The organism is Sporomusa aerivorans, from assembly GCF_041428895.1.
Lineage (GTDB): Bacteria > Bacillota > Negativicutes > Sporomusales > Sporomusaceae > Sporomusa > Sporomusa aerivorans.
In genome coordinates this window covers 5318334-5342688 of the sequence record NZ_CP156926.1, presented here as the reverse complement: position 1 = coordinate 5342688, position 24355 = coordinate 5318334, and the positions used below count along the sequence as shown (strand labels likewise).

The 24355-nt window shown below is 47.5% G+C and carries 24 protein-coding genes; 22 read left to right on the top strand and 2 right to left on the bottom strand.

Translation table 11 applies throughout. The annotated features are described in order from the left end of the window. The first annotated feature begins 214 nt into the window (after positions 1–214). The 5 genes from SATMO3_RS25565 to SATMO3_RS25545 all read left to right on the top strand — a co-directional run bounded on the left by SATMO3_RS25565 (position 215) and on the right by SATMO3_RS25545 (position 4594). Positions 215–811 (top strand): ECF transporter S component, encoded by a 597-nt coding sequence (locus tag SATMO3_RS25565; RefSeq protein WP_371373000.1) that lies wholly within the window; start codon positions 215–217, stop codon positions 809–811. 134 nt (positions 812–945) lie between these two features. Continuing rightward, on the top strand, positions 946–2346 hold the full coding sequence (locus SATMO3_RS25560) for an FMN-binding glutamate synthase family protein (RefSeq protein WP_371372998.1): 1401 nt from the start codon (positions 946–948) through the stop codon (positions 2344–2346). A 265-nt stretch (positions 2347–2611) separates the two neighbouring features. Beyond that, positions 2612–3658, top strand: coding sequence for a type III polyketide synthase (locus tag SATMO3_RS25555; protein WP_371372996.1), 1047 nt, complete (start codon positions 2612–2614; stop codon positions 3656–3658). Beyond that, entirely contained in the window at positions 3652–4182 is a 531-nt protein-coding gene (locus SATMO3_RS25550) for an isoprenylcysteine carboxyl methyltransferase family protein (protein ID WP_371372994.1), read from the top strand. The genes SATMO3_RS25555 and SATMO3_RS25550 overlap by 7 nt, the downstream gene beginning before the upstream one ends. Positions 4183–4342: 160 nt before the next feature. Next, a complete protein-coding gene (locus SATMO3_RS25545) occupies positions 4343–4594 on the top strand; it encodes a hypothetical protein (RefSeq protein ID WP_371372992.1) in 252 nt (83 codons plus the stop codon). Positions 4595–4680: 86 nt separating this feature from the next. Here SATMO3_RS25545 and SATMO3_RS25540 read toward each other — a convergent pair whose 3' ends face one another. Next, on the bottom strand, positions 4681–6369 hold the full coding sequence (locus SATMO3_RS25540; protein ID WP_371372990.1) for a methyl-accepting chemotaxis protein: 1689 nt from the start codon (positions 6367–6369) through the stop codon (positions 4681–4683). 290 nt (positions 6370–6659) lie between these two features. On the opposite strand from SATMO3_RS25540, the gene SATMO3_RS25535 reads away from it, so the two are divergent. Beyond that, positions 6660–7169 carry a GNAT family N-acetyltransferase gene (locus SATMO3_RS25535; RefSeq protein ID WP_371372988.1) on the top strand — a complete coding sequence of 170 codons (510 nt, stop codon included), beginning with the start codon at positions 6660–6662 and terminating at the stop codon, positions 7167–7169. Positions 7170–7239: 70 nt separating this feature from the next. Further along, entirely contained in the window at positions 7240–7584 is a 345-nt protein-coding gene (locus tag SATMO3_RS25530; protein WP_371372986.1) for a hypothetical protein, read from the top strand. A 10-nt stretch (positions 7585–7594) separates the two neighbouring features. Here SATMO3_RS25530 and SATMO3_RS25525 read toward each other — a convergent pair whose 3' ends face one another. Next, entirely contained in the window at positions 7595–8164 is a 570-nt protein-coding gene (locus tag SATMO3_RS25525; RefSeq protein ID WP_371372984.1) for a xanthine phosphoribosyltransferase, read from the bottom strand. A 286-nt stretch (positions 8165–8450) separates the two neighbouring features. Between SATMO3_RS25525 and SATMO3_RS25520 the strand changes: the two genes are divergently transcribed. The 15 genes from SATMO3_RS25520 (at position 8451) to SATMO3_RS25450 (ending at position 24228) form a co-directional block, all read left to right on the top strand. Continuing rightward, entirely contained in the window at positions 8451–8921 is a 471-nt protein-coding gene (locus SATMO3_RS25520; RefSeq protein ID WP_371372982.1) for an aminoacyl-tRNA deacylase, read from the top strand. 130 nt (positions 8922–9051) lie between these two features. Then, the gene (locus SATMO3_RS25515) at positions 9052–9702 is read left to right on the top strand and encodes an HAD family hydrolase (RefSeq protein ID WP_371372980.1); all 651 of its coding nucleotides are present in this window, start codon (positions 9052–9054) and stop codon (positions 9700–9702) included. 81 nt (positions 9703–9783) lie between these two features. Then, complete coding sequence (locus SATMO3_RS25510) at positions 9784–10515, top strand: 3D domain-containing protein (RefSeq protein WP_371372978.1); 732 nt, start codon at positions 9784–9786, stop codon at positions 10513–10515. A 269-nt stretch (positions 10516–10784) separates the two neighbouring features. Next, the gene (locus SATMO3_RS25505; RefSeq protein ID WP_371372977.1) at positions 10785–12227 is read left to right on the top strand and encodes an ATP-binding protein; all 1443 of its coding nucleotides are present in this window, start codon (positions 10785–10787) and stop codon (positions 12225–12227) included. 22 nt (positions 12228–12249) lie between these two features. Next, positions 12250–12669 (top strand): tripartite tricarboxylate transporter TctB family protein, encoded by a 420-nt coding sequence (locus tag SATMO3_RS25500; protein ID WP_371372975.1) that lies wholly within the window; start codon positions 12250–12252, stop codon positions 12667–12669. A 15-nt stretch (positions 12670–12684) separates the two neighbouring features. After that, positions 12685–14208, top strand: a complete 1524-nt coding sequence (locus tag SATMO3_RS25495; protein ID WP_371372973.1) for a tripartite tricarboxylate transporter permease — start codon at positions 12685–12687, stop codon at positions 14206–14208. Positions 14209–14479: 271 nt separating this feature from the next. Next, positions 14480–15427, top strand: coding sequence for a Bug family tripartite tricarboxylate transporter substrate binding protein (locus tag SATMO3_RS25490; RefSeq protein ID WP_371381796.1), 948 nt, complete (start codon positions 14480–14482; stop codon positions 15425–15427). A gap of 83 nt (positions 15428–15510) precedes the next feature. Continuing rightward, positions 15511–16533: a Bug family tripartite tricarboxylate transporter substrate binding protein gene (locus SATMO3_RS25485; RefSeq protein ID WP_371372971.1), complete on the top strand. Its 1023-nt coding sequence runs from the start codon at positions 15511–15513 to the stop codon at positions 16531–16533. Between the two features lie 163 nt (positions 16534–16696). Next, a complete protein-coding gene (locus SATMO3_RS25480; protein WP_371372969.1) occupies positions 16697–17644 on the top strand; it encodes a Bug family tripartite tricarboxylate transporter substrate binding protein in 948 nt (315 codons plus the stop codon). A 144-nt stretch (positions 17645–17788) separates the two neighbouring features. After that, complete coding sequence (locus SATMO3_RS25475) at positions 17789–18730, top strand: Bug family tripartite tricarboxylate transporter substrate binding protein (protein ID WP_371381795.1); 942 nt, start codon at positions 17789–17791, stop codon at positions 18728–18730. Between the two features lie 169 nt (positions 18731–18899). After that, complete coding sequence (locus SATMO3_RS25470) at positions 18900–19847, top strand: tripartite tricarboxylate transporter substrate binding protein (protein WP_371381794.1); 948 nt, start codon at positions 18900–18902, stop codon at positions 19845–19847. A 148-nt stretch (positions 19848–19995) separates the two neighbouring features. Further along, positions 19996–20943, top strand: a complete 948-nt coding sequence (locus SATMO3_RS25465) for a tripartite tricarboxylate transporter substrate binding protein (RefSeq protein ID WP_371372967.1) — start codon at positions 19996–19998, stop codon at positions 20941–20943. A gap of 488 nt (positions 20944–21431) precedes the next feature. After that, complete coding sequence (locus tag SATMO3_RS25460; RefSeq protein ID WP_371372965.1) at positions 21432–22598, top strand: ABC transporter substrate-binding protein; 1167 nt, start codon at positions 21432–21434, stop codon at positions 22596–22598. Positions 22599–22803: 205 nt separating this feature from the next. Then, a complete protein-coding gene (locus tag SATMO3_RS25455) occupies positions 22804–23592 on the top strand; it encodes a ceramidase domain-containing protein (RefSeq protein ID WP_371372963.1) in 789 nt (262 codons plus the stop codon). Positions 23593–23655: 63 nt separating this feature from the next. Further along, a complete protein-coding gene (locus SATMO3_RS25450) occupies positions 23656–24228 on the top strand; it encodes a TetR/AcrR family transcriptional regulator (protein ID WP_371372961.1) in 573 nt (190 codons plus the stop codon). Positions 24229–24355: the final 127 nt, after the last annotated feature.

Below are 24355 nucleotides of genomic sequence, written 5' to 3'. Positions count from 1 at the left end.
TACCGGTAATACATTGCTGTTTCCGGAAAATTCTTTCTATATTATTTAGTAAAAAAAGATATACAAAATTTCCGGCAAATGTGGTAACATGTAAGCGGAGTTAAACAACTGCCAAGATAGCTGGTATTCCCTGAAACTAGACTGGCGGTCAATAAGCTCCGGAAAAAAATCGACTTATATCCCGGCTATAGGGAATAAGAACGGAGGAATGAAAATGGGAAAAACAGCAGCATTACGGACATCAGGCCGGTTTGGCGTACGGCAGATTGCTATTATCGGAATGTTATCGGCGATATCAATTATTCTTGGACTGTCAGGCTTCGGCTTTATCCCATTGCCGACGGCTAAGGCCACCATCATGCAGATTCCTGTTATTATCGGGGCGATTCTCGATGGTCCGCTCGTGGGGGCTATGATTGGTCTTTTATTTGGCTTATTCAGCATTGTTCAGAGTTTAACAACCCCGAACATTTTATCGTTTGCTTTTATAAATCCGCTGGTTTCGGTGTTACCACGCGTACTTATCGGTATAACCGCTTATTATGCCTACAAGCTGACCTGGGGCAGGCATGAAGGACTGCGAATCGGTATTAGTGCAATTGTCGGTTCGCTAACCAATACTTTTGGCGTGTTAACCATGATTTATCTCTTGTATGCGGCTCAATTTGCGGCAGCGCGGGGAATTGGCCTGGACGCCGCCGCCAAAGTCATTTATGGTGTGGCTTTGGTCAACGGCATACCGGAAGCCATTATTGCCATGGCCATCTGCGTGCCGGTCATCATGGCGATTAAAAAGCGCTATAAAAATTAATAATGATATATTGAAGATAACCCCTAACAGCCCTCAGAAAAGCAGGCTGTTAGGGGTTCTATTATTTTCTTTTTCGATAGAGAAACTTTGCGATAAAATGGGCAGACTAGCTCTAGAATATGGAGGTGGTACCCTTGTTATTGAACTGGATGATGATGAAAATGATGGATCCGATGGCGGATGAAGCTATGGTTAAGATGCTGACGGAAGATTATCCCGATAATCCGTTCCTGATGGTGACCGTAGCCGAGAAACTTTCGCCGCGGGCGCTCATGGAAGCCGCAATGCGGGCCGAAGCTGGCAAGGAATTAACCCGGCCATTAGGCAGCCCTGTGGTGTTATCCCCCTGGGATAAGGTACTGCTTAATCCCAGACAGTTATTTCAGCTACCCTATCCGAACTATACTAAAGTCGATACTAAGACGGTAATTGGTCCGAATGCCAAGCGCCCGTTAGTCCTGGATATTCCCATTATGATAACAGGCATGTCGTATGGCGGTTCGCTCAGTTTAGAGATGAAAATGGCATTGGCCAAAGGGGCTGCTTTAGCCGGAACATCGACAAACACCGGTGAGTCGGCGGTAACCAATGAAGAACGTGATGCAGCCAGATTCCTGGTTGGGCAGTATCACCGGGGCGGCCAGCTAAGCGGGCAGGAACAGCTAAGCCGTTTGGACGCCATCGAGATCCAGCTGGGTCAGGGAGCCTGGGGCGGAGCTGTTGATGAACCTATACCGGCCGATAAAATCGGCCAGCATTTAAGAGAGGCCTGGCATTTGGAAAAGGGGCAAGACAAAACTATTTATGCCCGGATGCCTGGTAAAGAGACGCCGCAGGATTATATTAAAATGGTAAATAGTATGAAGGCGCAGTATGAGGTGCCTGTGGGCGTGAAAATAGCCGGAACGGATTTCATAGAATATGAATTGGCCGTTATTGCCCAAACGCAGGCTGATTTTATTGTCATCGACGGCTCTGAGGGCGGAACGGCGGCGGCCAATCCTACACTGCAGGATAATGTCGGGCTGCCTACCTTCCATACGCTGGTTCGCACGGTGGATTGGCTGACAGCCAACAATCTGCGCAGCCGGTTTAGTATTATTGTTACCGGCGGTCTGACTACACCCGGCCATTTTCTTAAAGCATTAGCCTTGGGGGCCGATGCGGTATATATTGGAACAATCGCGTTAATGGCGGCAATGCAGGCCCAGGTGGTCAAAACCCTGCCGCAGGCGCCGCCTTCGCATTTGGCGATATACAGCGGCAGGATGACTGACAAGCTGGATATTGATAAAGCGGCCACGCATCTGGCTAACTTCCTGAAATCCTGTACGGTCGAGATGCAGCTGGCGGTCCAGGCCGTTGGCAAGCAGGCGTTCAAAGAATTGGATCGCAGCGACCTGGTGACAGTGGAAAGGGATTTAGCCGAGTTTACCGGCATCCGTTATGCCGCCAGCCATCGGCAGCAGCCGGGACAGGAGCAGACCGCCGACCGGGCGGCCAAGTACTCCCCCCAGGAGATGCAATTGCAGTAAAAAACGAGCCAGTCCGTGAATATTTTGTGTACTGACAGGCATTTTTTACTCCGGCCGTAATAGCTATATAGTAATAATTGCTAATACCGTGGCAACCTTAAAACTGTAGGATAATGGCGAGGAGATTTTTCGTAAAACAAGGCGGAGGAATGAGGCATACCGGACGTATGCCGATTGACGACAACGCAGGGTTACGGAAAATATCCCGTCAGTATCCACAGGATTAGGGTTGTCACGGTACTGGATACGGCAGGAGGGGATTGGTGTGGGTTTAGCGCAAGTTATGTCGGTCGGCACGGCTGTGCCGGCCTATTGTCTGCATCAGGAGGATATTCAGAGGTTCGCCGCCGCGTTGTTCCGGGATAACTTCGAACATCTGGAAAGGCTGCTGCCTGTTTTTGAGCATAGCCTGATTGCTACCCGGCACTTGTCCCGGCCGTTAACCTGGTATGCTGAGCAGCATTCTTTTGAGGAAGCCAACCGGATTTACGAACAGGTTGCTGTGGAACTGGCAGAGCGGGCCGCCCGCCAGGCTATCGAACGGACCGGGATCAGCCGGGACGATATCGGTGCGATACTGTTTGTGTCCTCAACCGGTATTGCCACGCCGTCGCTTGATGCCATACTTATTCAAAAGCTCGGTTTGTCACCTCATACTGCCCGCATACCGCTCTGGGGTCTGGGATGCGCCGGCGGTGTAGCCGCTGTGGCCAGGGCCGCTCAACTGGCCGCCTGTCTACGGGGGCAGGCTGTGCTGGTGGTTGCTGTTGAACTATGCAGTTTAACGTTTCAGCGTGGCGACTATTCCAAAGCCAATCTTATCGGCGCAAGTCTGTTTGCTGATGGCGCTGCCGCCGCCGTTATTGCGGTTGACGGCGGCGGTCCGGCTATTGTTGACAGTTTCAGCACCTTGTTTGCCGACACCGGCGATATCATGGGCTGGGACGTAGTAGAAGGGGGACTGAAGGTGAGATTCTCACGCGACATTCCTAGTATTGTCAAGCGGTATTTACCGGAACTTACAGGCGGATTTTGTGACAGGAACGGTATCCGTCCGGCCGAAGTCGAACATTATGTTGTTCATCCCGGCGGCGCCAAGGTACTGAGTGCTTATGCGGACAGTCTCAATTTGGCGCACGCCAAGCTAAAGCATGCCTATGACATCCTTGCGGCATACGGCAACATGTCAAGTGCTTCGGTGCTGTTTGTCATGGAGAGATTTCTGGCAGATACCGCTCCGGCCGGGCGGTATGGCTTAATGCTGGCGCTGGGGCCGGGCTTCAGCGCTGAGCAGGTGCTGTTCAAATGGTAGAATGGCCGCAGACTGTGATGGCTGCAGTGATTGTTTTGGAACGGCTGGGTGAACTGATTCTTGCGCAGCGTAATTTTAGCCGGGCTCTTGCCAGAGGGGCGCAGGAGTTTGGCGCAGGTCACTACCCTTTGTTTTTTCTTCTTCATACAGTCTGGCTACTGGGCTGGCTGATTGAAAGCACAGGCAGCAGCCTGTCGCCTTTCTGGCCGGCCTGGCTTGGGCTGTTCGCCGGCGGACAGTTGCTTAGATACTGGTGTATTGCCAGTCTGGGGCCCTGCTGGAATACACGCATTCTTGTGATCCCCGGCCTTAAAGCCGTGCAAAGAGGGCCTTACCGCTGGCTTGCCCATCCTAATTATGTGGCGGTCGCTATCGAACTGGCTGCCGTACCGTTGTTGTTCGGAGCTGTTAAAACGGCCCTTTTCGCCACTGTTGCAAACGCCGTTCTATTGTTATTGATCCGTATTCCGGAGGAGGAACGGGCGTTACAGCTATTTTACGGCGTAAAAGAGGACAAGCTTTGAACGGTAATTGACCTTGGGTTGCCTATTCAAGGCTGTTTGCTTTGGTGGCATACCGCTTTGTACAAGCGCGGGGAGTTTAAGCAGGAGTGACCGCCAGTGAAAAAATACATATTATGTAATATGGGCAAATGCCGGATGGCAGCCTGGGGAGGCGGGAGAATTGTCTTGGGAACTGTTTGACGGTCATAATTTTGACGAAGCCTATATGGTGACCGGGGAATGGGAGGTGCTGATCCGGCAAAGAAGGGTACGAATCCGGATTATCGTTGACCGTGATGGGATATACCGCTACCAAAACAATATACTATCGCGAATTTCAACTGACAGACCTCCCCGTATTTCGCCCAGGGGATATAAGACTCAGGAGGAAGCCCTGGAGGCGGTTATTAAGGAAATTACCCGGCGTGTGTAGCTACGCTTCGCAGGACTATAAAAAGTACCCCCGATAGAGGAAGGCCATCGGGGGTACATGCATTACTGAACGGTATCCCAAAAAAATTACATTCTAAATCTGCTAATTGAAGCCTGTAATTCATCGGCCATTCTAGCCAAAGCCTGGCTGGAAGCCGCAATTTCCTGCATAGCCGCAGACTGCTCCTCGGTAGCCGCCGACACGGTTTGTGTTTCCGCCGATGTATTCTTACTGATTTCGTCAATATGCCTGACAGAGGTGACAATTTTTTCGCTGCCGGCAGCTATTTGGGTAATTGCGGTGGAAATACCTTTGATTTGTTCTGAGACCTCACTGATGATGGCGACAATATCCAAAAACGCTTTCCCGGCGTTATTAACAACTTCGGTGCCGCGCTTTACTTCGTGCGTGCCGTCATCCATCGCTGTTACGGCTTTGGTGGTTTCAGTTTGCACTTCGGTAATCAGCGCTGCTATCTGTTTGGCGGCTCCCTGTGATTGCTCGGCCAGTTTCCTGACTTCTTCGGCAACTACGGCAAAGCCCCGGCCCTGCTCACCGGCGCGGGCGGCTTCAATAGCCGCGTTTAAAGCCAGTAAATTTGTTTGCCCGGCAATGCCGGAAATTGTGTCCACGATCTGGCCGATTTCCTTGGAATGCTCACCTAATTTGCCTACTACCGCGGCCGAGGCAGTAACGGCAGTTTCAATCTGAGCCATCTGACTAATTGCCTGTTCGATGGATTTTGAGCCTGCTTGCGCTGTTTGCGCCGCCTTTGCGGAGCTGGCAGCCGCTTCAGTGGCATTAGCGGCAACATTACGGGTGCTGGCAGACATCTGGGCAACAATGCTGGCTGTCTCATTAACCACGTTCAGTTGGCGAACAGCCCCTTCAGCTACTTCAGTAATGGAGATGGCCACCTGGGTGGCAGCCTGAGCAGATTGGTCAGCGCTGGCTGAAAGTTCCTCAGAGGCGGCGCTGACGCTTTCGGCTGATTGCGATACTCCACCGATGAGATTGCGTAAATTTGCACTCATGCGGTTAAAGGCGTGCGCCAACTCGCCAATTTCGTCCTGGGAAACTACCTCTAAAACCCGTTGTCTCAAATCGCCGTCGGCTATTTTAGCGGCAGCGCCGACAACCTGACTAACAGGTCTGGTAATGCTGCGACTTACCAACATACCTGCGCCAACGCCGACGAGGGCAACAAAAATATTCATGACAAGCAGCATTAATTCTATCTGATATTTTTCTTGATCAAGTCGTTGTTCTTCAGTTTTAATAAAGGCATGAATTGCTTTAACCAGGTCCTCGGCCGCCGCATTTGCCGCCTTATAGGGCTGGCCGGCCTGCTGCATATACTGGCTTACGGCAGCCATGTTGTTTTCGCGTTTGGCCTGAAAGGAGCTTTCTGCAATTGTCTCGTAGGTCATTTTCTCGGCCTTTATTGTCTGCAGTAACTTTTTCTCACCCTCGGTCGCAATAAGGCTGTCCAACCTAGCCAGCTTTTCATTCAGGCTTTGCTTGTATTGGTTATATATGGGCATGTCACCTTCGTTGCCGGTGAAATTGAAACGTCGCATTACTACCGCCTCATTGGCCAGATCACTGGCAGCTCCCAGCACTAGCAGCAATTTTTCCGTATTATTGCCGGTAACTTTTTTGGTGGCGGCGTCTAAACTGTAAAATTGCCCAAAGGTGAAAAGTGTCATAGCAGCAACCAGCAATGAGATCAGTAGAAATCCTCCCGTTATTTTTTTTCCAAGGGTTAGGCGCATTGTTTTTCTCCCTTTCTTGCGCAAATATCTATTTACCAAATGATAAAAATAACCCGAATATTGTAGAATTATGACGAATTTTATCAAATGATATCATTATTTAACGATAAATAACTGTTTATGTCAATAACACCAAGAGATTTCTATCCAGGAATATTTTACCGGTAGCTGCTGTATGTTTTATATGACAAGTTTTTGATAAAGGAAAAATAATCCGTAACAACGAAGATGAATATTAGTCTTCTTTGACGGTTTATTTTTAGAAGAAAGAGTTAATGGAGGGGTAGCCTGTGAGCTCTTTAGCTGATTCCTTAATGCAGACCGTCCAACTGCAACCCTTGACAGCCGGGCATTTTACAGAGGCACTGGAAGTGTTTAAAAACAGCGGCTGGGATGATGACAGCCTGCTATACCTGCAAGCGGAAATGAAGGCGTTTTTACAAGGTGATATTCTCGGTTATATCAGGGCCAGATTTATTGTGGCCACGCTGGATGACCATGTTATTGGCGTCGCCGCCTGGGCGCCGTCCATGTGCTCCTTTGCCGTCTATGAGCTATCGTGGGCCACTGTATCGCCGGCGTGGCGGCATCGCGGCATCAATACCATGCTGGTACAGGAACGCCTGAAGCAGATTAGGCTGCAGCACGGTTCGGGACCGTTTACCGCAATTGTGTATACCTGGAATAACCCTATGTATGCAGGACTTGGCTTTAGCTGCAGTAACGCCGGCGAGCTGCGGCCGGGGAACGGCAAGGAGAAGGAATTGCTCATGGCCCGGTTTGCCGCCGAGAAAGTGTGATCGCCTGTGTGCGTACCCGGCTAATCAGAGCAGAGTAGTATGATTGGAGTGCCTTCCGGGAGGTGGAATTATGAAAATTTACAATCTGGGTGTTTTAATTGAGCCAAGAGATAATAAATCTGCGGCGGAAATTATGACTGAAATACTACTGCAAGTCGAAAAAGACGGGCCGGAAGCCATTGCATGCCCGGTGGCCGGCAAGGTGCCGCATGAGGTTATAAAACAGGCGAAGGTCACCATCTTTCCCGATTGCCTGACGCAGGGAACCAGCCGGTTGGCCTTTGGCATTGCGCTGCCGACCAAAAAGGATCTGGGCCGGCGCTGGTTTCTCAAACGGCTGGAAGGGGACAATAAAAGTAGCTATCGACTGATAGCTACTACTGATGTGTCTGTTATTCATATTGAAGCCGAATGATTATATAAGGTTATACGAAGTTGACCTGACCATTGGAAAATGATTTAATTCTTGCCAGGGATTCTACACGGTAACCGGCATCGGTCAGTTTCTGCGCACCTGGCTGGAACGACTTTTCAATAACAATGCCGATTCCCACGACCTTGGCACCAGCCTGCTCAACAATATTGGCCAGACCGGCAGCCGCTTCCCCGTTGGCCAGAAAATCATCAATAATAAGGACACTGTCTCCCGGTTGGATAAACTGTTTGGATACCATAATGGTATTGCTTTCGCCTTTGGTATAGGAATAAACCCTGGCAGTATAAACGTCTTCACTTGTTACTTTGGGCTTCTTCTTGCGGGCGAAAATAACCGGGACACGCAGAATTAACCCGGTCATTACCGAAACAGCAATACCGGAGGATTCGATAGTAAGAATTTTCGTAATGTGTTCTCCCTTGAAACGATTGACAAACTCCTCACCGATTTTCATCATGAGTTCAGGGTCAATTTGCTGATTTAAGAACGAGTCCACCTTTAACAGGGAATTATTTATAATCAGACCATCAGTCCGGATTCTCTGTTTTAATAAATCCATAACAGCCTCCTGCATTGTTGGGCATGGTCAGAAAAGGAAAAAGCCCTATCGGGGAAACTCCGCTTGAGAATGTGAGCGAAACTTCCCCGTCAGGGCTTTTCCTTCGGGGTAGTATGCACATAGACGGGCAATTGTACACTTGCCGGTATCAGTTCTGACATAACCCAGTTAGATTCGGGTAATAAGTGTTTAAACAATATTTTAGCAAGATGTTTGCAAGGTTGTCAATTGTATATAAAACAATATTCGACATAACTTCAGCAAAATCTAAACAGGGAGTAGTGTAATGGAATTTTGTAGCAATAATCCGCTGCGGGCTATAGCTCAACTCGACGAAAAAAGTATCGGGTATGAGCTTATCTATACACCGGAGCCTATATTGTCGGTGAAAGATGGCGTTAGAATACTGGCTATTGAGGCTGGACAAACTGCGCCCACCCTTATCCTTAACTCTGACAGCGGTTTTTATGCCGCCATTGTCTCGGGGGCACGCGGGAAACTGGATTTCAAATTACTGGCCAAATTGCTGGGATGCCAGCGTGTGGAACTGGCAACTAAGAAAGATGTGCAGGCAACCATCGGGTTTACGCCTGGCCAAGTCCCGTTAACCGGTCATGGTCTTCCTTGTATCCTTGATCAAATGCTGCTAAAATATGATTTCGTCTACGGGGGAACCGGCCAGGGCGCCGTGACACTTAAAATTAAGCCGCAGGCACTGTATGCAGTTAATCGTGTTATTGCGGAATTGCATTGCTAGGGGGCGCTATGGTGATGAACACACCCGAGCAGGGCGAATTTTCCGCTGTTAACAACCGGCAGACTGGTCCTGCGGCAATTATTACATACTGACCCTATATCAACTATTATCAGACCGGAGGGCATAATCCATGAGTTTTCAAGTAATCCTATTCGACCTGGACGGCACGCTGACTGACCCAAAAGCGGGCATTACAAAATCAGTGCAGTATGCTTTGGCCAAATACAATATCCAGGAACCAGATCTGGACAAGCTGATTCCATTTATCGGGCCGCCGCTGACAGAGTCTTTCCAGGTGTTTTATTCCCTGAGCCAGGAAGACGCTGTGGCGGCAGTGGGCTACTACCGGGAGTATTTTACCAGAACCGGAATGTATGAAAATGCGGTTTACCCCGGAATCGCAAGTTTGCTGTCCGAACTGAAAAAGGCTGGCAAGCAACTGATTGTTGCCACATCCAAGCCTACCGTTTTTTCCGTACAGATCCTGGAACACTTTGCTTTGTTGCCTTTTTTTGACAGTGTTGTCGGCAGCAATCTTGACGGAACACGTATCCATAAAGCCGAAATTATTGATTATGTATTGTCGGAACTGCCGGCCGTTGACCGGGAAAACATCGTAATGGTCGGGGACAGAAAACACGATATTATTGGCGCGCAGCATCACGGACTTGCTTCCGTTGCCGTCCGGTACGGCTACGGAGCGGCGGAAGAACTGGAACAGGCCAAGCCAACTTATCTGGTAAATTCTGTTGCAGAGCTTTCCTGTTTGTTGCAATCATAATGTATGTCAAAATCTACTGGGCATTGAAACGGCTATTAAACAAAAACTATCTATAATAGTTTGCAAAGGAGGCGAACCGGAGTGAAAAACAAACTGAATCGCCGGCATAACAAATCCTTAAAACGCAGGCTGAAGCGAATGGCTGCTGCCGCTGCTGTCGCCGGTGCCGCCCTTGTTTCCTCAGCCTTGCTGCCAGGAATGCCGGCTACAGCGCATGCCTCGGCTCTGCCTGATACGGCAATGAAACCTGACACCGCAGTTCAGCAGATGGTTAAGTCTCCCAAAGGAATATATAATATGCAATCAGATAGTAAGATTCCTCTTAAAAAAGCTGCCAGAATACAAGCCAAGGCAGCTGCTCAGCCAAGCCGTCAGGTTGCGCAACAAAGCCAGCAGGCTCCTAAGCAAGCTGAGGCAGGTGCTCAAGCTGTAAAGGCTAATGTGAATAAAAAAGCTCCTGCTGCTGCAACTGCTGATAAAACAGCCGCGCCTGACAAGGGGAATTCTGAGGAAGTTATCAATGTCAAGGCCACTGCTTATGCTCCTGGTGAGCATGATAACGGCCAGTGGGGCGACAAAACCCATTTAGGCACTACTGTTCGCCCTGGCGTTATTGCCGTAGACCCCAAGGTGATTCCGCTCGGAACTCAGGTTTATCTGGAATATCCTGACGGCACCGGCCACTATGCGGTGGCGGAGGATACTGGCGGCGCCATTAAAGGCAACCGGATTGATATTGCAATGAATTCGGTAGATAAGGCATATGATTTCGGCATCAAGAATGTAAAAGTATATGTAAACCGCAAAGCATAAGAAGCATGACCATAATAACTCCACCGTGTATCGCCGCGGTGGAGTTATTTGTGCTGTTTGTGCTGCTACAGCAAACTGATTAATTTGACAGCAAAGGGCAAAAAAGCAAAAAAACTACGTTTACATTTTTATACAAAAATAGAGGAATTTGTTTGTTAAAAGGCGAATATATAGAATAATATACAATTTTTCCTAATTACATAAATTTACAACACAATGTTATCTTGTAAGTCTAAAACAAAAATAATTGGTGAAAGACTGAGGATATCATGACGCTTTCTAACCTGACTACTAGATTGAATGTAAAAGCTATCTGCATTATTTCTGTCTTTATGTTGTTTTTTACAATTTACAATCAGTGGACTACTTACCGGGACAGAAGTGCAATGCATGCACAGAATATGGAAGCGCTTACTGCCTATTTGGCAGGAGCAGTTCCCGCCGACATGCTGCTGGAAATCAGGTTGCGAAAGAACGGCGAGGAAAAATCACCGGCAGAAAGGTTCCTTGCTGTACATAATAAAATCCAGCCTATTATGGAGAATATTTTTGTTTCTTCACCTACTACTATGAAGTTTGGGGTATATTCACGGGAGCTTCGCCAAATAGTGGCCCTTGGTCCCGAAGTGGATAAATCGTTGTTGTGGAATATACCGCCTGCTTTCTTCGACGATATGTTTGAAACGGATACGGCAAAAATGGGCGAACAGCAACATTCTGTGCTCTGGTATGGCTCCCATATAACCTATTATGTCAGGCCGATAAAACACGATAATGAAATAATCGGCTACTTTTTTGCCTGTACCAATCTGGATAAAGTGAAAGATGATGTCTTTCTGGCGTTACAAAAGAATGCTTTTGGCAATGTGGCCGCCTTGCTTATTACCATTATGCTTTTCCAGGATATCTTTATCCGCCTGAAAAAAGAACTTACCTTATTTGCTGAAGCCACTGTGGAAGGGCGCGGGCGGGATTTTGAAAGTAAAATTCCGGAACTAAATCCCATTTTGCAGTATCTTAGCCAGCAAACAGAACAGATGGCCCGGCTTGACCGCTTGAATATAATCGGCGAGATGGCTGCCAGTATCGGACATGAGGTGCGCAATCCCATGACAACGGTGCGGGGTTTTTTGCAATACCTGGGCAAGAAGCCAGCCTTTGATGACTACAAATCGCAGTTTGAGCTCATGATTGACGAATTAGATAGGGCTAATAGTATCATTACTGATTTTTTGTCTTTGGCCAAGAATAAAACCATGAACTTTAAGGACAGTGATCTTAATACCATTATCCGGGATGTTATTCCTATGTTGGAAGCCGACGCCTTGCGCTTTAAATGCGAAATAAAACTGGCGTTAGGTAAAATTCCGCTGCTTAGTCTTGACATAAATAGCCTGCGCCAGCTTATTTTAAATATTGTCAGAAACGGTATAGAAGCTATGCCGGAAGGCGGAAAGGTGGAGATAAGCACATATAGCAGGGGATCCCAGGTGGTGTTGTCTTTTGCCGATGAGGGCAGCGGAATTTCCAATGAACTTTTGGACAGGCTGGGGACCCCTTTTTTTACTACCAAGGAAAATGGCGTTGGTCTTGGTCTGGCAGTCTGTTATCGCATTGTGCAGCGACATGGTGCGACGATTGCCGTAGAGAGCCAGCCTGGGCAAGGAACCAGATTCACAATAACATTTAGCCGGGAAACAGAAGAACAATAGCAGACAGAGTGGGGTGGAATGCATGTCCGAACGGTTGGTATCTTCTTTCTTCTTACTGATGAGTCTTGTATATGTTTACTCTGCCAATGAGTTGTCTTTTGGGAGTATGTCTGCTCCTAAAGCGGGCTTTCTGCCCAAAATTTCCGGAACAATTGCAGTGGTGTTAGCCATTATCATGGTCGCCAGGTCGTACTTTCCAAACTATGCCAGTTCAGGATGCCACTTCAACTGGCGGCGGTTATGTTTTCTGGTCATTGGCTTAATGGTTTATGTAATTCTTTTCAATCTGAGCGGGTACCTGGCGACAACTTTTATTACCATGGTCTATTTGCTAAAGGTAACGGAAACAGAGGGCTGGCTTACACCTTGTATGTTGTCGGTCGGTATTGCCGGCTGTTTCTATTTTGTTTTTGTGACATTGCTAGGCTGCAATCTGCCGTGAGGCTGGGAGGGAAACATGGATATCTTAACTATGCTGCTCAATGGATTCTATATTAGTATTTCACCCGCTAACCTGCTGGCCTGCATAGCGGGCGTTCTTATCGGCACGCTGGTGGGAGTTTTACCGGGAATTGGGCCGGTAGGGACAATTGCCCTGTTGTTGCCGTTCAGCTTTAGCCTGGATGCCACCGCTTCGCTTATTATGTTTGCCGGTATTTATTATGGCTCCATGTTTGGGGGATCGACAACATCCATTCTGTTAAACGTTCCCGGGGAGGCCTCCTCGGTGGTTACGTGCCTGGACGGTTATGCCATGGCGAAAAAAGGACGGGCCGGTGCTGCCCTGGCCATTGCGGCGATCGGTTCTTTGGTGGCAGGGACCATGGGTCTTATTGGTCTGACTTTTTTTGCTCCCCTGATGTCCAGGCTGGCAGTTACTTTCGGCCCGCCGGAGTATTTTGCCATTGCGCTGGTAGGGTTGCTGCTGCTGATGAAATTCACCGGCAAGTCTATGCTGAAATCAGGCTTAATGGTGGTAGTCGGGATTATGCTTGGCACAATCGGGCTGGACAGCTTAACCGGTGTCAATCGCTTCACTTTCGATGTGGATGAACTGCAGCGCGGGATTGAGTTCTCCATTGTGGCCATGGGGGTATTCGGCGTGAGCGAAATACTGGATACGCTTGTTCATACCAACAGGGAGCAGAATGTCCAGTCGTTTAAATTTCGGGATTTGTATCCCAGCCGGGAAGAACTCCGGCGTTCTGTCCAGCCAATCTTCCGGGGCGGGATTATCGGCTTTCTGGTAGGGCTTCTCCCCGGTCCTGCTGCTACTATTTCAACCTTTGTCTCCTATGCGGTGGAAAAGAGAAAAAGCAAGCGGCCGGAAGAGTTTGGCCAGGGAGCCATTGAAGGGGTGGCCGGTCCGGAATCGGCCAACAATGCGGCCGCTTCGGCCACCATGATTCCGCTATTGTCACTGGGATTGCCTTTTTCGGCCTCTTCCGCCATTTTGCTCAGCGGCTTTTTGATTCACGGCATAGTGCCGGGGCCAACGCTGGTAACCCAGAACCCGGACTTGTTTTGGGGGCTTATTGCCAGTATGTATTTGGGCAATGTGATTCTGTTGATTGTCAACCTGCCGCTGGTCGGGCTTTTCACCTGGATTTTAAAAATCCCGATCAATATTCTTATGCCGGTAGTGCTGATGATCACCATGACCGGCGCCTATTCCATCAACAATAGTATTTTTGATGTGGCCCTGCTGATCTTTTTTGGCGTACTTGGCTTTTTCATGAAGCAGGCGGACTATGAACCGGCGCCGTTAGCGCTGGGACTGATTTTAGGCCCGGTATTGGAAAACGGGTTGGCGCAGGGCCTGATTATTGGCGACGGGAGTGTTTGGTTCTTGTTCACACGGCCGATCTCAGGCACTATTCTTTGGCTGGGAGTAGCGTTATTGGTATTTCAGACTGTGTGCTGGTTTAACAAACAGGGCAAGCGTAAAACGACTCAGAGCGGTGAGCGGGAAGTTTGTTAATCGAATCCCTGGACGCAGAAGAATACTGATTCGAACTAGTGTCCGCCGGCTTTTGGCTGGTATTCAGATTATAAAGAGTGAAAAGATGGGTATTGTCGCTAGTGAAAAAATCAGAAAAATCAATATATGACCAACAGTACAACCTGTATTATGCTGGTTGGCAGCAGGAAAGGAGGTAAGGCAAAACTGTAAAAAGGTGAGTGGGAGGCATATGGCGGAAACAAATCGGATTCTTCTTATTTCATTAGTCATCTTTTGGTGTATGACAATTATGACAAGAAGCTGTGGTACGGAGGCCAAATACCCGGCTAAACCGATTACAGTAATCGTGCCGTTTGCCGCTGGCGGCACTACGGACACGATAGCGCGGATGATGGAAAAGTCGGCGCAGCAACACTTGGGTCAGCCGTTTATTGTTGTCAATAGGTCGGGAGGGGCCGCCATTAGCGGTATGAATGAACTTGCCGGCGCGAATCCGGACGGCTATACCATTGGCGTTGTGCCGGTGAGTGTGATGCTGCAACCACTGTATGGGCCAACCAGGTACCATTATCCTACCGCTTTGGAACCGTTGGCCAAGGTTGCGTCTGCACCGGCGATTATTGCTACTCGTGCAGACCAGTCCTGGCATAATATTAGTGAATTGGTTGAATACGCTAAAAAGCACCCTGGTGAGATAAAATTCGGCCATGCTGGCTTAGGTACCTCGCCACATATTGCGGGTGAGGCATTTGCCCGGGAAGCAGGAATTGATATTGTACAGGTTCCGTTCAAAGGGGATTCGGAAGTTCTTGTCGCTCTACTGGGTGGGCATATACAGCTTGGTGTTGTGGCAACTCTGTCTCCGTTAAAAGAACATGCCAAAAACAACGGTACAATCAGGCTTTTAGGAGTGGTCGAGGAAAAACGCTTAACCATTCCCGGTTTTGAAAATATACCAACGCTGAAAGAACAGGGGATCAATGTTGCCTTTAATTTCTGGAACGGCTTGGCTGCCCCTAAAGGGATTCCGACGGCTGAAAAGGCGAAGCTGGCAGCTGGTCTTAAACGAATGATTAATGATCCGATATTTAAAAAGGATATGGCGGACATTGGCATGTCAGTTGAATATTTGGGGCCGGATGAATTCAGTGAAGAATGGATCATAGATAATGCCAAACTTGCGAAGGTTGTAAAGGAAACCGGTATTACCGAGGTAATAGCCGCTCAAAAACAATAATATAAATCAAAGTTATTTACATTGACTAACAGTAAAGGTAGGGTTCATCAATAGCATTACGAAACCTGGAGGGAGATTGATTTATGGGTTCAAGGCGAGTGTTCTTTACTTCGTTGGGGATCTTTTTGTGTATAGCTATTGTGCTGGGGGGCTGCGGCACGGGAATAAAGGAAAGCGCTGCTACAGAAAAATATCCAGTCAAGCCGATTAATGTGATTGTACCGTATGCTGCTGGCGGCAGTGCGGATGTGGTGGCGAGGATGCTGGAACGGACCGCAAAGCAGCATCTTGGCCAGCCTTTTGTTGTAGTCAATAAACCTGGGGGAGCGGCTACCATCGGCATGAACGAGCTTGCCGGCGCAACCCCGGATGGGTATACCATCGGGATTGTACCGATGAGTGTGATGCTGCAACCGCTGTTTGGGACAACCAGATATCATTATCCTACTGCTCTGGAGCCGTTGGCCAAAGTTGTATCTGCTCCCATGATTATGAACACTTCTACCGAACTTCCCTGGAAAAACCTCAATGAATTAGTGAAATATGCGAAGAAGCATCCTGGTGAAATTAAATTTGGTCATGCCGGTTTGGGTACGGCAACTCATCTGACAGGGGAACTATTTGCCCGGGAAGCAGGAATTGATATCGTACAGGTACCTTTTAAAGGGGATTCGGAAGCGCTTGCCGCCTTGCTGGGCGGCCATATACAGCTTATGATTGCAGCTACTCCGTCACCTTTAAAAGAGCATGTCAAAAACGGCACAATCAGACTGCTGGGTGTAGCCGGAGAAAAACGCTTAACAATTCCCGGTTTCGAAACCGTGCCAACTTTTAAAGAACAGGGTGTCAATGCTGTTTTTGACTCCTGGCTTGGTGTAGCAGCCCCTAAAGGCCTGGCTAAAAATGACAAGAATAAAATAGCCGCCGGCATTAAAGAAATGGTTAATAATCCTGAATTTAAGAAAAGCATGGAAGACATCGGCATGGCGGTGGAATATTTGGGGCCGGACGAATTTAGCGATCAGTGGATAGCTGATAATGCCAAACTTACAAAAATAGTGAAAGAAACGGGCATTGCTGAGTTAATAGCCGCTCAAAAAAAATAATACAGTTGTTTATTTGTACTTAATTACGCTGGTTAGCAACAAGGTAGGATCTAGAAAGCATGACAGCGGAGGGAGTTTGCTAATGGGCTCGAAACGGTTTTACCTTATTTTGATTTTATTAAGTAGCCTGTTGTGTATAACAATTACGATGGGAGGCTGTGGTATGGGATCAAAAGAGACTGTTGCTGCGGAAAAATACCCTGCTAAACCAATTAATGTAATTGTACCTTTTGCAGCCGGTGGCAGTTCGGACATGATAGCTAGGGTGCTGGGAAAGGCTGCTACAAAGCAATTCGGGCAATCATTTGTTGTAGTCAATATGCCCGGCGGGGCTGCTACAATCGGTATGAATGAATTGGCCGGAGCTAGACCGGATGGATATACAACTGGAATTGTTGGTGCAAGCGTATTTTTGCAACCATTGTACGGACAAACCAGGTATCACTATCCTACTGCGTTAGAGCCGGTAGTTCAGGTTGCATCTATGCCTGTAGTTATAGCAACACTTACGGACAGACCTTGGAAAAACATAAATGAATTAGTTAACTACGCGAAACAGCACCAAGGAGAAATCAAATATGGTCATCCTGGCTTGGGTACGGCACCACATATAACAGGGGAGATGGTTGCAAAAACAGTAGGTGCTGACATAGTACAAGTACCATTCCGGGGAGATTCGGAAGCTCTTACTGCGCTTTTAGGAGGACATGTACAGCTTATTATTGCCGCCACTCCGACTGCTTTGAAAGAGCATGTGCAAAAGGGCGTAATCAAAATACTGGGGGTTGCAGAAGAACATAGGTTAACTATTCTTGGGTTAGAGAATGTACCTACACTCAAAGAACAGGGAATTGATGTTGCTTTTAGTCTCTGGAATGGCATCGCAGCCCCGAAAGGGCTCCCAGCGGCTGAAAAGGCGCAGCTGGCAGTTGGTTTTAAGGAAATGATCAATGATCCGGTATTTAAAAAGGACATGGAGGACATAGGCATGTCGGTGCAGTATCTGGGTCCGGACGAATTTAGCGATCAGTGGATAGCTGATAATGCCAAACTTACAAAAATAGTGAAAGAAACCGGCATAATAGACTTGATAGCTGCTCAAAAAAATTGATTTAAGCCAACAGCGTTCCTATTTAAGCGGGTTGGCAGCAGGAAAGGAGGTAGGACAAAACTGTAAAAGGTGAGTGGGAGGCATATGGCGGAAACAAATCGGATTCTTCTTATTACATTAGTCATCTTTTGGTGTTTGACAATTATGACAAGAAGCTGTGGTACGGAGGCCAAATACCCGGCTAAACCGATTACAGTAATCGTGCCGTTTGCCGCTGGCGGCGGTTTGGATATGGTAGCTAGAACGCTGGAAAAATCAGCGCCCCAATACCTTGGTCAACCGTTTGTTGTAGTCAATAAGCCAGGAGGAGCTGCTATCAACGGTATGAACGGACTTGCCAGCGCGAAGCCGGATGGTTATACCATCGGCGTTGTGCCGGTAAGTGTGATGCTGCAACCACTGTATGGGCAAACCAGATATCATTATCCTACAGCCCTGGAACCGTTGGCTAAGGTTGTATCTGCACCGGCGATTATTAGTACTTTGACGAATCAGCCCTGGAAAAACATCAGTGACTTGGTCGAATATGCCAAAATACACCCGGGTGAAATTAAGTTCGGGCACCCCGGGTTAGGTACTTCGCCACATATTACGGGAGAGGCCTTTGCCCGGGAAGCAGGCATCGATATCGTACAGGTTCCGTTTAAAGGAGATTCAGAATCCCTGGCTGCTTTACTGGGAGGCCATATACAAGTTATTATTACGACTCCAACTTCAATTAAAGAGCATATCAAATATGGCACAATCAAGACCCTCGGGGTAGCGGAAGAAAAGCGTCTAACCATTCCTGACTTTGAGAATGTGCCAACACTGAAGGAACAAGGTATTAATGTCGCTTTTAGTTTTTGGAACGGTATAGCCGTTCCCAAAGGCCTCCCGGTAGATGAAAAGGCAAAATTGGTAGCCGGACTTAAACAAATGATCAATGACCCGGCGTTTAAAAAAGATATGGAAAGCATTGGAATGCCAGTTGAATATTTGGGACCAAACGAATTCAGCGAAGAATGGATCATAGATAATGCCAAACTTACAAGAATTGTAAAAGAAACTGGTATTGCCGGGTTGATAGCTGCTTATAAAAAATAAATAAATCAAAAAAGTTATTTATTATATTTATAATATAAATTCGCAGTAGCAGGATCGGTTGATAACATTATGTAAAATGGAGGGGGGATTAGTCATGGGTTCAAAACGATTTTTCCTTATTTTAGTAAGCAGCCTGCTGTGTATGGCAATAATGATAGGGGGCTGCGGGATGGGGGCCAAAGATAGTGTGGCTGTGGTAAATTACCCGACTAAAACGATTACCGTGATTGTGCCGTTTGCCGCTGGAGGTACCACGGACACGATAGCGCGTTTGCTGGAAAAGTCGGCCCAGAAACAATTTGGTCAGCCGTTTGTTGTTGTCAATAAACCGGGTGGAGCAGCTACTATCGGTATGAACGAACTCGCTGGCGCGAATCCGGATGGTTACACTATCGGGGTTGTGCCAGTGAGTGTGATGCTGCAACCGTTGTTTGGCCCAACCAGGTATCATTATCCCACTGCATTGGAGCCGCTGGCTAAAGTTGCGTCTGCACCAGCGGTTGTTGGCACTCTTGCAAGTCAGCCATGGCAGAACATTAGAGAATTGGTGGAATATGCAAAAAAACATCCTGGTGAAATTAAATTCGGTCATGCCGGTTTGGGGACATCAGGGCATATTGCTGGTGAGGCATTTGCTAAAGAGGCAGGTATTGATATTGTACAAGTTCCGTTCAAAGGGGACTCGGAAGCCCTTGCCGCCTTTCTAGGAGGGCATATACAGCTTATGGTTGCGGGGACTCTGTCTCCGCTAAAAGAACATGTCAAAAACGGCACAATTAGGCTTTTAGGAGTAGCAGAGGAAAAAAGATTGACTGTTCCCGGTTTTGAGAATGTGCCAACTCTGCAAGAGCAGGGTATAAATGTTAGTTTTAGTTTTTGGAATGGCATGGGCGCCCCCAAAGGCCTTCCTGCTGCTGAAAAAGCAAAGCTGGCAAACGGTCTTAAAGAAATGATTAATGATCCTGCTTTTAAAAAGGATATGACAGATATCGGCTTGACGGTGGAGTACCTGGGGCCGGACGAATTCAGTGATCAGTGGATCAAAGATAACGCCAAGCTCACGAAAATTGTAAAAGAAACTGGTATCGCCGATTTGATAGCCGCTCAAAAAAAATGATATAAGACAAAATTTTATAATACAAGCAAGGCTAAGTCGATCAACGCCATTACGCAAAGTGGAGGGGAGAGTGCTTATGGGGGCGAAAAAAGTTTTTTTTGTTCTACTGAGTTGCCTTCTGTGTATTACTATAGCAGGGGGTTGCGGGATGGGAGCCAAAGAAAGTGTGGCTGAGGTAAAATACCCGACTAAACCGATTACGTTGATTGTGCCTTTTACTGCCGGCGGTACAACGGACATGGAAGCACGGATGCTGGAAAAGTTGGCACAGAAGCACCTTGGCCAGCCGCTTGTAGTTCTTAATAAACCGGGAGGAGCTGCCACCATCGGCGCGAATGAAATTGCCGGCGCTAGTCCGGATGGTTATACCATCGGGATTGTTCCAATGAGTGTGATGCTACAGCCGTTGTATGGGCAGACCAGGTACCATTATCCTACAGCTTTAGAGCCGTTGGCTAAGGTTGTATCTACGCCCATGCTTATCTGCACGCTGGGGAAACAGCCCTGGCAGAATATTGGCGAATTAGTTGAATATGCAAAAAAAAATCCTGGTGAAATTAAGTTCGGTCACAGCGGCTTGGGGACTGCCAGCCATATTATAGGTGAGATATTTGCGCGGGAAGCAGGTATTGAAATTGTACAGGTTCCATTCAAAGGCGATTCAGAAGTTCTTGCCGCCTTGCTGGGCGGGCATATACAGCTTATGGTGGCGGCGACTCCGTCTCCTTTAAAAGACCATATTAAAAATGAAACAATCAGGCTCTTAGGGGTTGCCAGAGAAAAGCGTCTAACCCTTTCCGGCTTTGAGAATGTACCGACTCTTCAGGAACAGGGCATCAATGTTGCTTTTGGCTTTTGGGACGGCGTGGTAGCCCCTAAAGGCATTCCAGAGGCGGAAAAGAAAAAGCTGGCAGCCGGTCTTAAGGAGATGATTAATAATCCTGAATTTAAGAAAAGCATGGAAGATGTTGGCATGTCGGTAGAATATCTGGGGCCGGATGAATTCAGCGATCAGTGGATTAAGGATAACGCCAAACTTACTAAAATCGTAAAAGAAATTGGAATCGCTGACTTAATAGCCGCCCAGAAAAAATAATAGTGCGCAAGTAAATGCACTTATCCTTAATTAAAGGGTAGCGTGCATTTTTCTTTGTGTCTGCCTCCCAGACTGGGCAAGAGAAAGTTGCTGTGGAAAGACAATGGAGGTGCATGTATTCGTACTGTGGACAAGAAGTAAAAAAAAACATAATAATTCGTGATGATTATCACGAATTATATTGAAAAGTATACGGCGATGTAATATAATGTAGAACTATAATGAACAAGATTAAAAAAACGCCATAAAAGTATTCGCAGGGAGGACTTTTTGGTGTTTTTTGTTTTTGAGCTAAAGGTATAACGTTCTACTGGATAAGGGCAACATTGACTTTCGCTTTCGCCAGAGGCTCGGCGTAAGTCGTGTTTTCTTTATAATCGGCCTGTTTACATATAAGCCTGAGCGAATTCGTTGTACAAGATGAACGCGGGGAATTTGTACTATTCACGGCAAAGTGTTACGGCCAAGAAGAGGGGGAAATTTTATCAATGAGTAAGGCAAGTGTAAGATGGGTGGCCTTGGTGACAGGTGTGCTGCTAATGGCCGGTATGCTGGCAGGCTGTGGCGGAATGTCGTCAAATGATGTTAAAATCGGTATTTTAAATGAAATGACAGGCGGCAACGCAACCATGGGTACCTCATCTGCCAACGGTGCGAAAATGGCCATTAAAGAAGCCAATGCCAAAGGCGGCGTGCTTGGCAAACAAATTCAGGCTGTTATCGCCGATAATAAAAGCGAGCCTTCGGAGTCCGCCAATGCCATGACCAAACTGGCAACCCAGGATAAAGTTGTGGCAATCACCGGCATGTTTGCCAGCTCTAATGCGATTGCCGCATCCAGTGTAGCGGAATCAACCAAAGTTCCGTTCCTGGCCGTAGGCGCAACCAATCCTAAAGTCACAGTTGATGAAAAAACCGGCAAAGTAAAAGACTATACCTTCCGGGTGTGCTTTATCGACCCCTTCCAGGGAACGGTTGGCGCTAACTTTGTACTTAATACCCTGAACCTGAAAAAAGCGGCCGTTCTGGTGGACAGCAGCAGTGATTACAGTAAAGGGCTGGCTGCTTTCTTTAAAGATGCCTTTACCAAAGGCGGTGGCGCAATTATCGCCGAAGAAGCTTACTTACAAAAAGATCAGGATTTCAAAACCATTTTGACGAAAGTAAAAGCTCTCAATGCCGATATTTTATATGTGCCCGGATACTATGAGGAAGTAGGCAAGATCGTCAAGCAAGCCCGTGAACTGGGTATTAACGTGCCCATTGTCGGCGGTGATGGCTGGGATTCGCCGAAACTGGTGGAAATCGGCACAGCCGCTGCGCTCAACAATACTTACTTTACCAACCACTATTCTGTAGACGACACCAGTGCAGCCTCCCAAGCTTTCGTCGACGCTTACAAGAAAGAATACGGTCAGGCGCCTGACGCTATGGCGGTGCTTGGGTATGATGCCGCCAATGTGCTGATTGATGCCATTAAACGCGCTAACAGCCTGGAACCGGCCAAAATCCGGGAAGCACTGGCTGCTACCAAGGATTTTGCCACAGTTACCGGCTCGACCACGTTAAATGCGACCCATGATGCTGTTAAAAACGCCGTTATTATTGAAATGAAAGACGGCAAACAAATGTATAAAGCGACAGTGAAACCATAAAATAGTCAGTAGAGCCAAAACAGTTGTATAACCGGCTGTTTTGGCTCTACTATTAGATTGCAGCCGGAAGTATCGAAGGGACGGTTCTTTTGATGCTTCTGATGTTAAAGGGACAGAGTTAATGACACCTTTTAGCTTGACAGACTTTATGGGAATGTATTACAATCTAGTTAACGATCGTTAACTAGATTGTAGGAGGGAAAAAATGCTTAACGAGTCCACCTTGCGGCTAAAGCTTTGTTTTCTAATGCTTATAGTTATTATTTCTATCGGTATCATCTGTAGTTTGGAGCCAATACCGCAGGCTAAGGAGTACCACGCGTTTGTTGACAGTAAAAAGCACTTTGGCGTAGCTAATGCGAATGATGTTATTTCGAACGTCGGCTTTATTATTGCCGGTGTAATCGGTCTTCTACGGATTCGTCAGTGGGTGTCATCAAAGGAAGCGAAACTATGGCGGTTTTTCTTTTTTTCGGTTATTCTTGTCGGTTTTGGCTCGGCTTATTACCACCTGCAGCCATCCAACACAACTTTGGTTTGGGACCGGCTGCCGATGACTATGGGTTTTGCCGCCCTGACTGCGTGTGTCCTTGACGAGCGCATAGGCGGGGAGATAGGGCGAAAACTTTTTCTGCCCTTAGTGTTTAGCGGCTTGTTTAGTGTTATTTACTGGTGGGTCACTGAGCAGGCGGGGGCAGGTGATTTGCGGTTTTACATATTGACACAGTATCTGCCGATGTTGCTGATACCGTCAGTACTCCTGCTGTTTCCGCGGCCATGGCGCCAAAGTAAATTTTACTGGTTATTGCTTGGCTGCTATAGTATGGCGAAATTTTTCGAGCTAAATGATGCCCTGGTATTTAAGCTTACTCAGCAGATACTCAGCGGCCATACCTTGAAGCATTTAGCGGCTGCCGCCGGTATTCTGCTGTTTCGACCCGTCGCTCCGGCGGCACCTGACAGCAACCGCGGTAAAAATATAATACTTTCTTGACTGGTGACAAATTTTTTTATATACTCAAGTTAACGATTGTTAACTTGAGAGGAGACTATTATTATGCAGCAAGTATTGAGATGCGAGGGAAAAAAGGCGGAGCTATTAAAAGCCAGTCTGACTTTGTTTGCCGCCAGAGGCTATGATGCTGTTTCGGTGCGGGATATTGCCAAGGACGCAGGCGTATCCGAAGCGGCTTTATATAAGCATTTTAAGAGCAAAGAAGATATGGCGTTGTATATCTTCACTGCGATTATTAGCGATTACACCGGCCGAATAGAACAAATCGACAACAGTGAACATGGCGCTATTGCGAAACTATGCCGCATTGTCGAGATAACGTACGATCTATATCGCGAATATCCTGCGGAAATCCGTTTTGCGTTACTATCGCAATATTCCTTCTGGAATTTAGTGGCCGAGAACATCAAGCCTCATTTCGTCATTCGGAAAATCTTAGAGGAGGGAATGAGAAAAGGGGAGATACCACAGCAGGAAGTTTATCTCTGGATTGCTGTATTCTCTGGAATTATGCTTCAGCCCTTAAACCAATATGCATATTTCCAGGATGTACTGCCCGAGTTTGATGCTCTGAAAACCAAGATTACATCGCTGGTAATCAAACTGTTTAGTTAAGGCGGGAATAGCAATGGATGTTCGCAAGTCGCCGGCAGTCCTTAGACAGCAGCACCAAGCGCTGGCATGGGGGACATTTCTGCTTTGGTTTTGTATTGCCGGGTACATCTTATCTGTACCAGTGCCT

What these genes read in the sequence shown, in the direction of transcription:
- SATMO3_RS25505 (WP_371372977.1), top strand. Translation starts at nt 10,785, where the DNA reads ATGACGCTTTCTAACCTGACTACTAGATTGAATGTAAAAGCTATCTGC.
- SATMO3_RS25525 (WP_371372984.1), bottom strand. Translation starts at nt 8,164, where the DNA reads ATGGATTTATTAAAACAGAGAATCCGGACTGATGGTCTGATTATAAAT.
- SATMO3_RS25465 (WP_371372967.1), top strand. Translation starts at nt 19,996, where the DNA reads ATGGGAGCCAAAGAAAGTGTGGCTGAGGTAAAATACCCGACTAAACCG.
- SATMO3_RS25530 (WP_371372986.1), top strand. Translation starts at nt 7,240, where the DNA reads ATGAAAATTTACAATCTGGGTGTTTTAATTGAGCCAAGAGATAATAAA.
- SATMO3_RS25460 (WP_371372965.1), top strand. Translation starts at nt 21,432, where the DNA reads ATGAGTAAGGCAAGTGTAAGATGGGTGGCCTTGGTGACAGGTGTGCTG.
- SATMO3_RS25485 (WP_371372971.1), top strand. Translation starts at nt 15,511, where the DNA reads ATGGGTTCAAGGCGAGTGTTCTTTACTTCGTTGGGGATCTTTTTGTGT.
- SATMO3_RS25540 (WP_371372990.1), bottom strand. Translation starts at nt 6,369, where the DNA reads ATGCGCCTAACCCTTGGAAAAAAAATAACGGGAGGATTTCTACTGATC.
- SATMO3_RS25550 (WP_371372994.1), top strand. Translation starts at nt 3,652, where the DNA reads ATGGTAGAATGGCCGCAGACTGTGATGGCTGCAGTGATTGTTTTGGAA.
- SATMO3_RS25495 (WP_371372973.1), top strand. Translation starts at nt 12,685, where the DNA reads ATGGATATCTTAACTATGCTGCTCAATGGATTCTATATTAGTATTTCA.
- SATMO3_RS25470 (WP_371381794.1), top strand. Translation starts at nt 18,900, where the DNA reads ATGGGGGCCAAAGATAGTGTGGCTGTGGTAAATTACCCGACTAAAACG.
- SATMO3_RS25480 (WP_371372969.1), top strand. Translation starts at nt 16,697, where the DNA reads ATGGGATCAAAAGAGACTGTTGCTGCGGAAAAATACCCTGCTAAACCA.
- SATMO3_RS25520 (WP_371372982.1), top strand. Translation starts at nt 8,451, where the DNA reads ATGGAATTTTGTAGCAATAATCCGCTGCGGGCTATAGCTCAACTCGAC.
- SATMO3_RS25455 (WP_371372963.1), top strand. Translation starts at nt 22,804, where the DNA reads ATGCTTAACGAGTCCACCTTGCGGCTAAAGCTTTGTTTTCTAATGCTT.
- SATMO3_RS25565 (WP_371373000.1), top strand. Translation starts at nt 215, where the DNA reads ATGGGAAAAACAGCAGCATTACGGACATCAGGCCGGTTTGGCGTACGG.
- SATMO3_RS25490 (WP_371381796.1), top strand. Translation starts at nt 14,480, where the DNA reads ATGACAAGAAGCTGTGGTACGGAGGCCAAATACCCGGCTAAACCGATT.
- SATMO3_RS25500 (WP_371372975.1), top strand. Translation starts at nt 12,250, where the DNA reads ATGTCCGAACGGTTGGTATCTTCTTTCTTCTTACTGATGAGTCTTGTA.
- SATMO3_RS25515 (WP_371372980.1), top strand. Translation starts at nt 9,052, where the DNA reads ATGAGTTTTCAAGTAATCCTATTCGACCTGGACGGCACGCTGACTGAC.
- SATMO3_RS25450 (WP_371372961.1), top strand. Translation starts at nt 23,656, where the DNA reads ATGCAGCAAGTATTGAGATGCGAGGGAAAAAAGGCGGAGCTATTAAAA.
- SATMO3_RS25475 (WP_371381795.1), top strand. Translation starts at nt 17,789, where the DNA reads ATGACAAGAAGCTGTGGTACGGAGGCCAAATACCCGGCTAAACCGATT.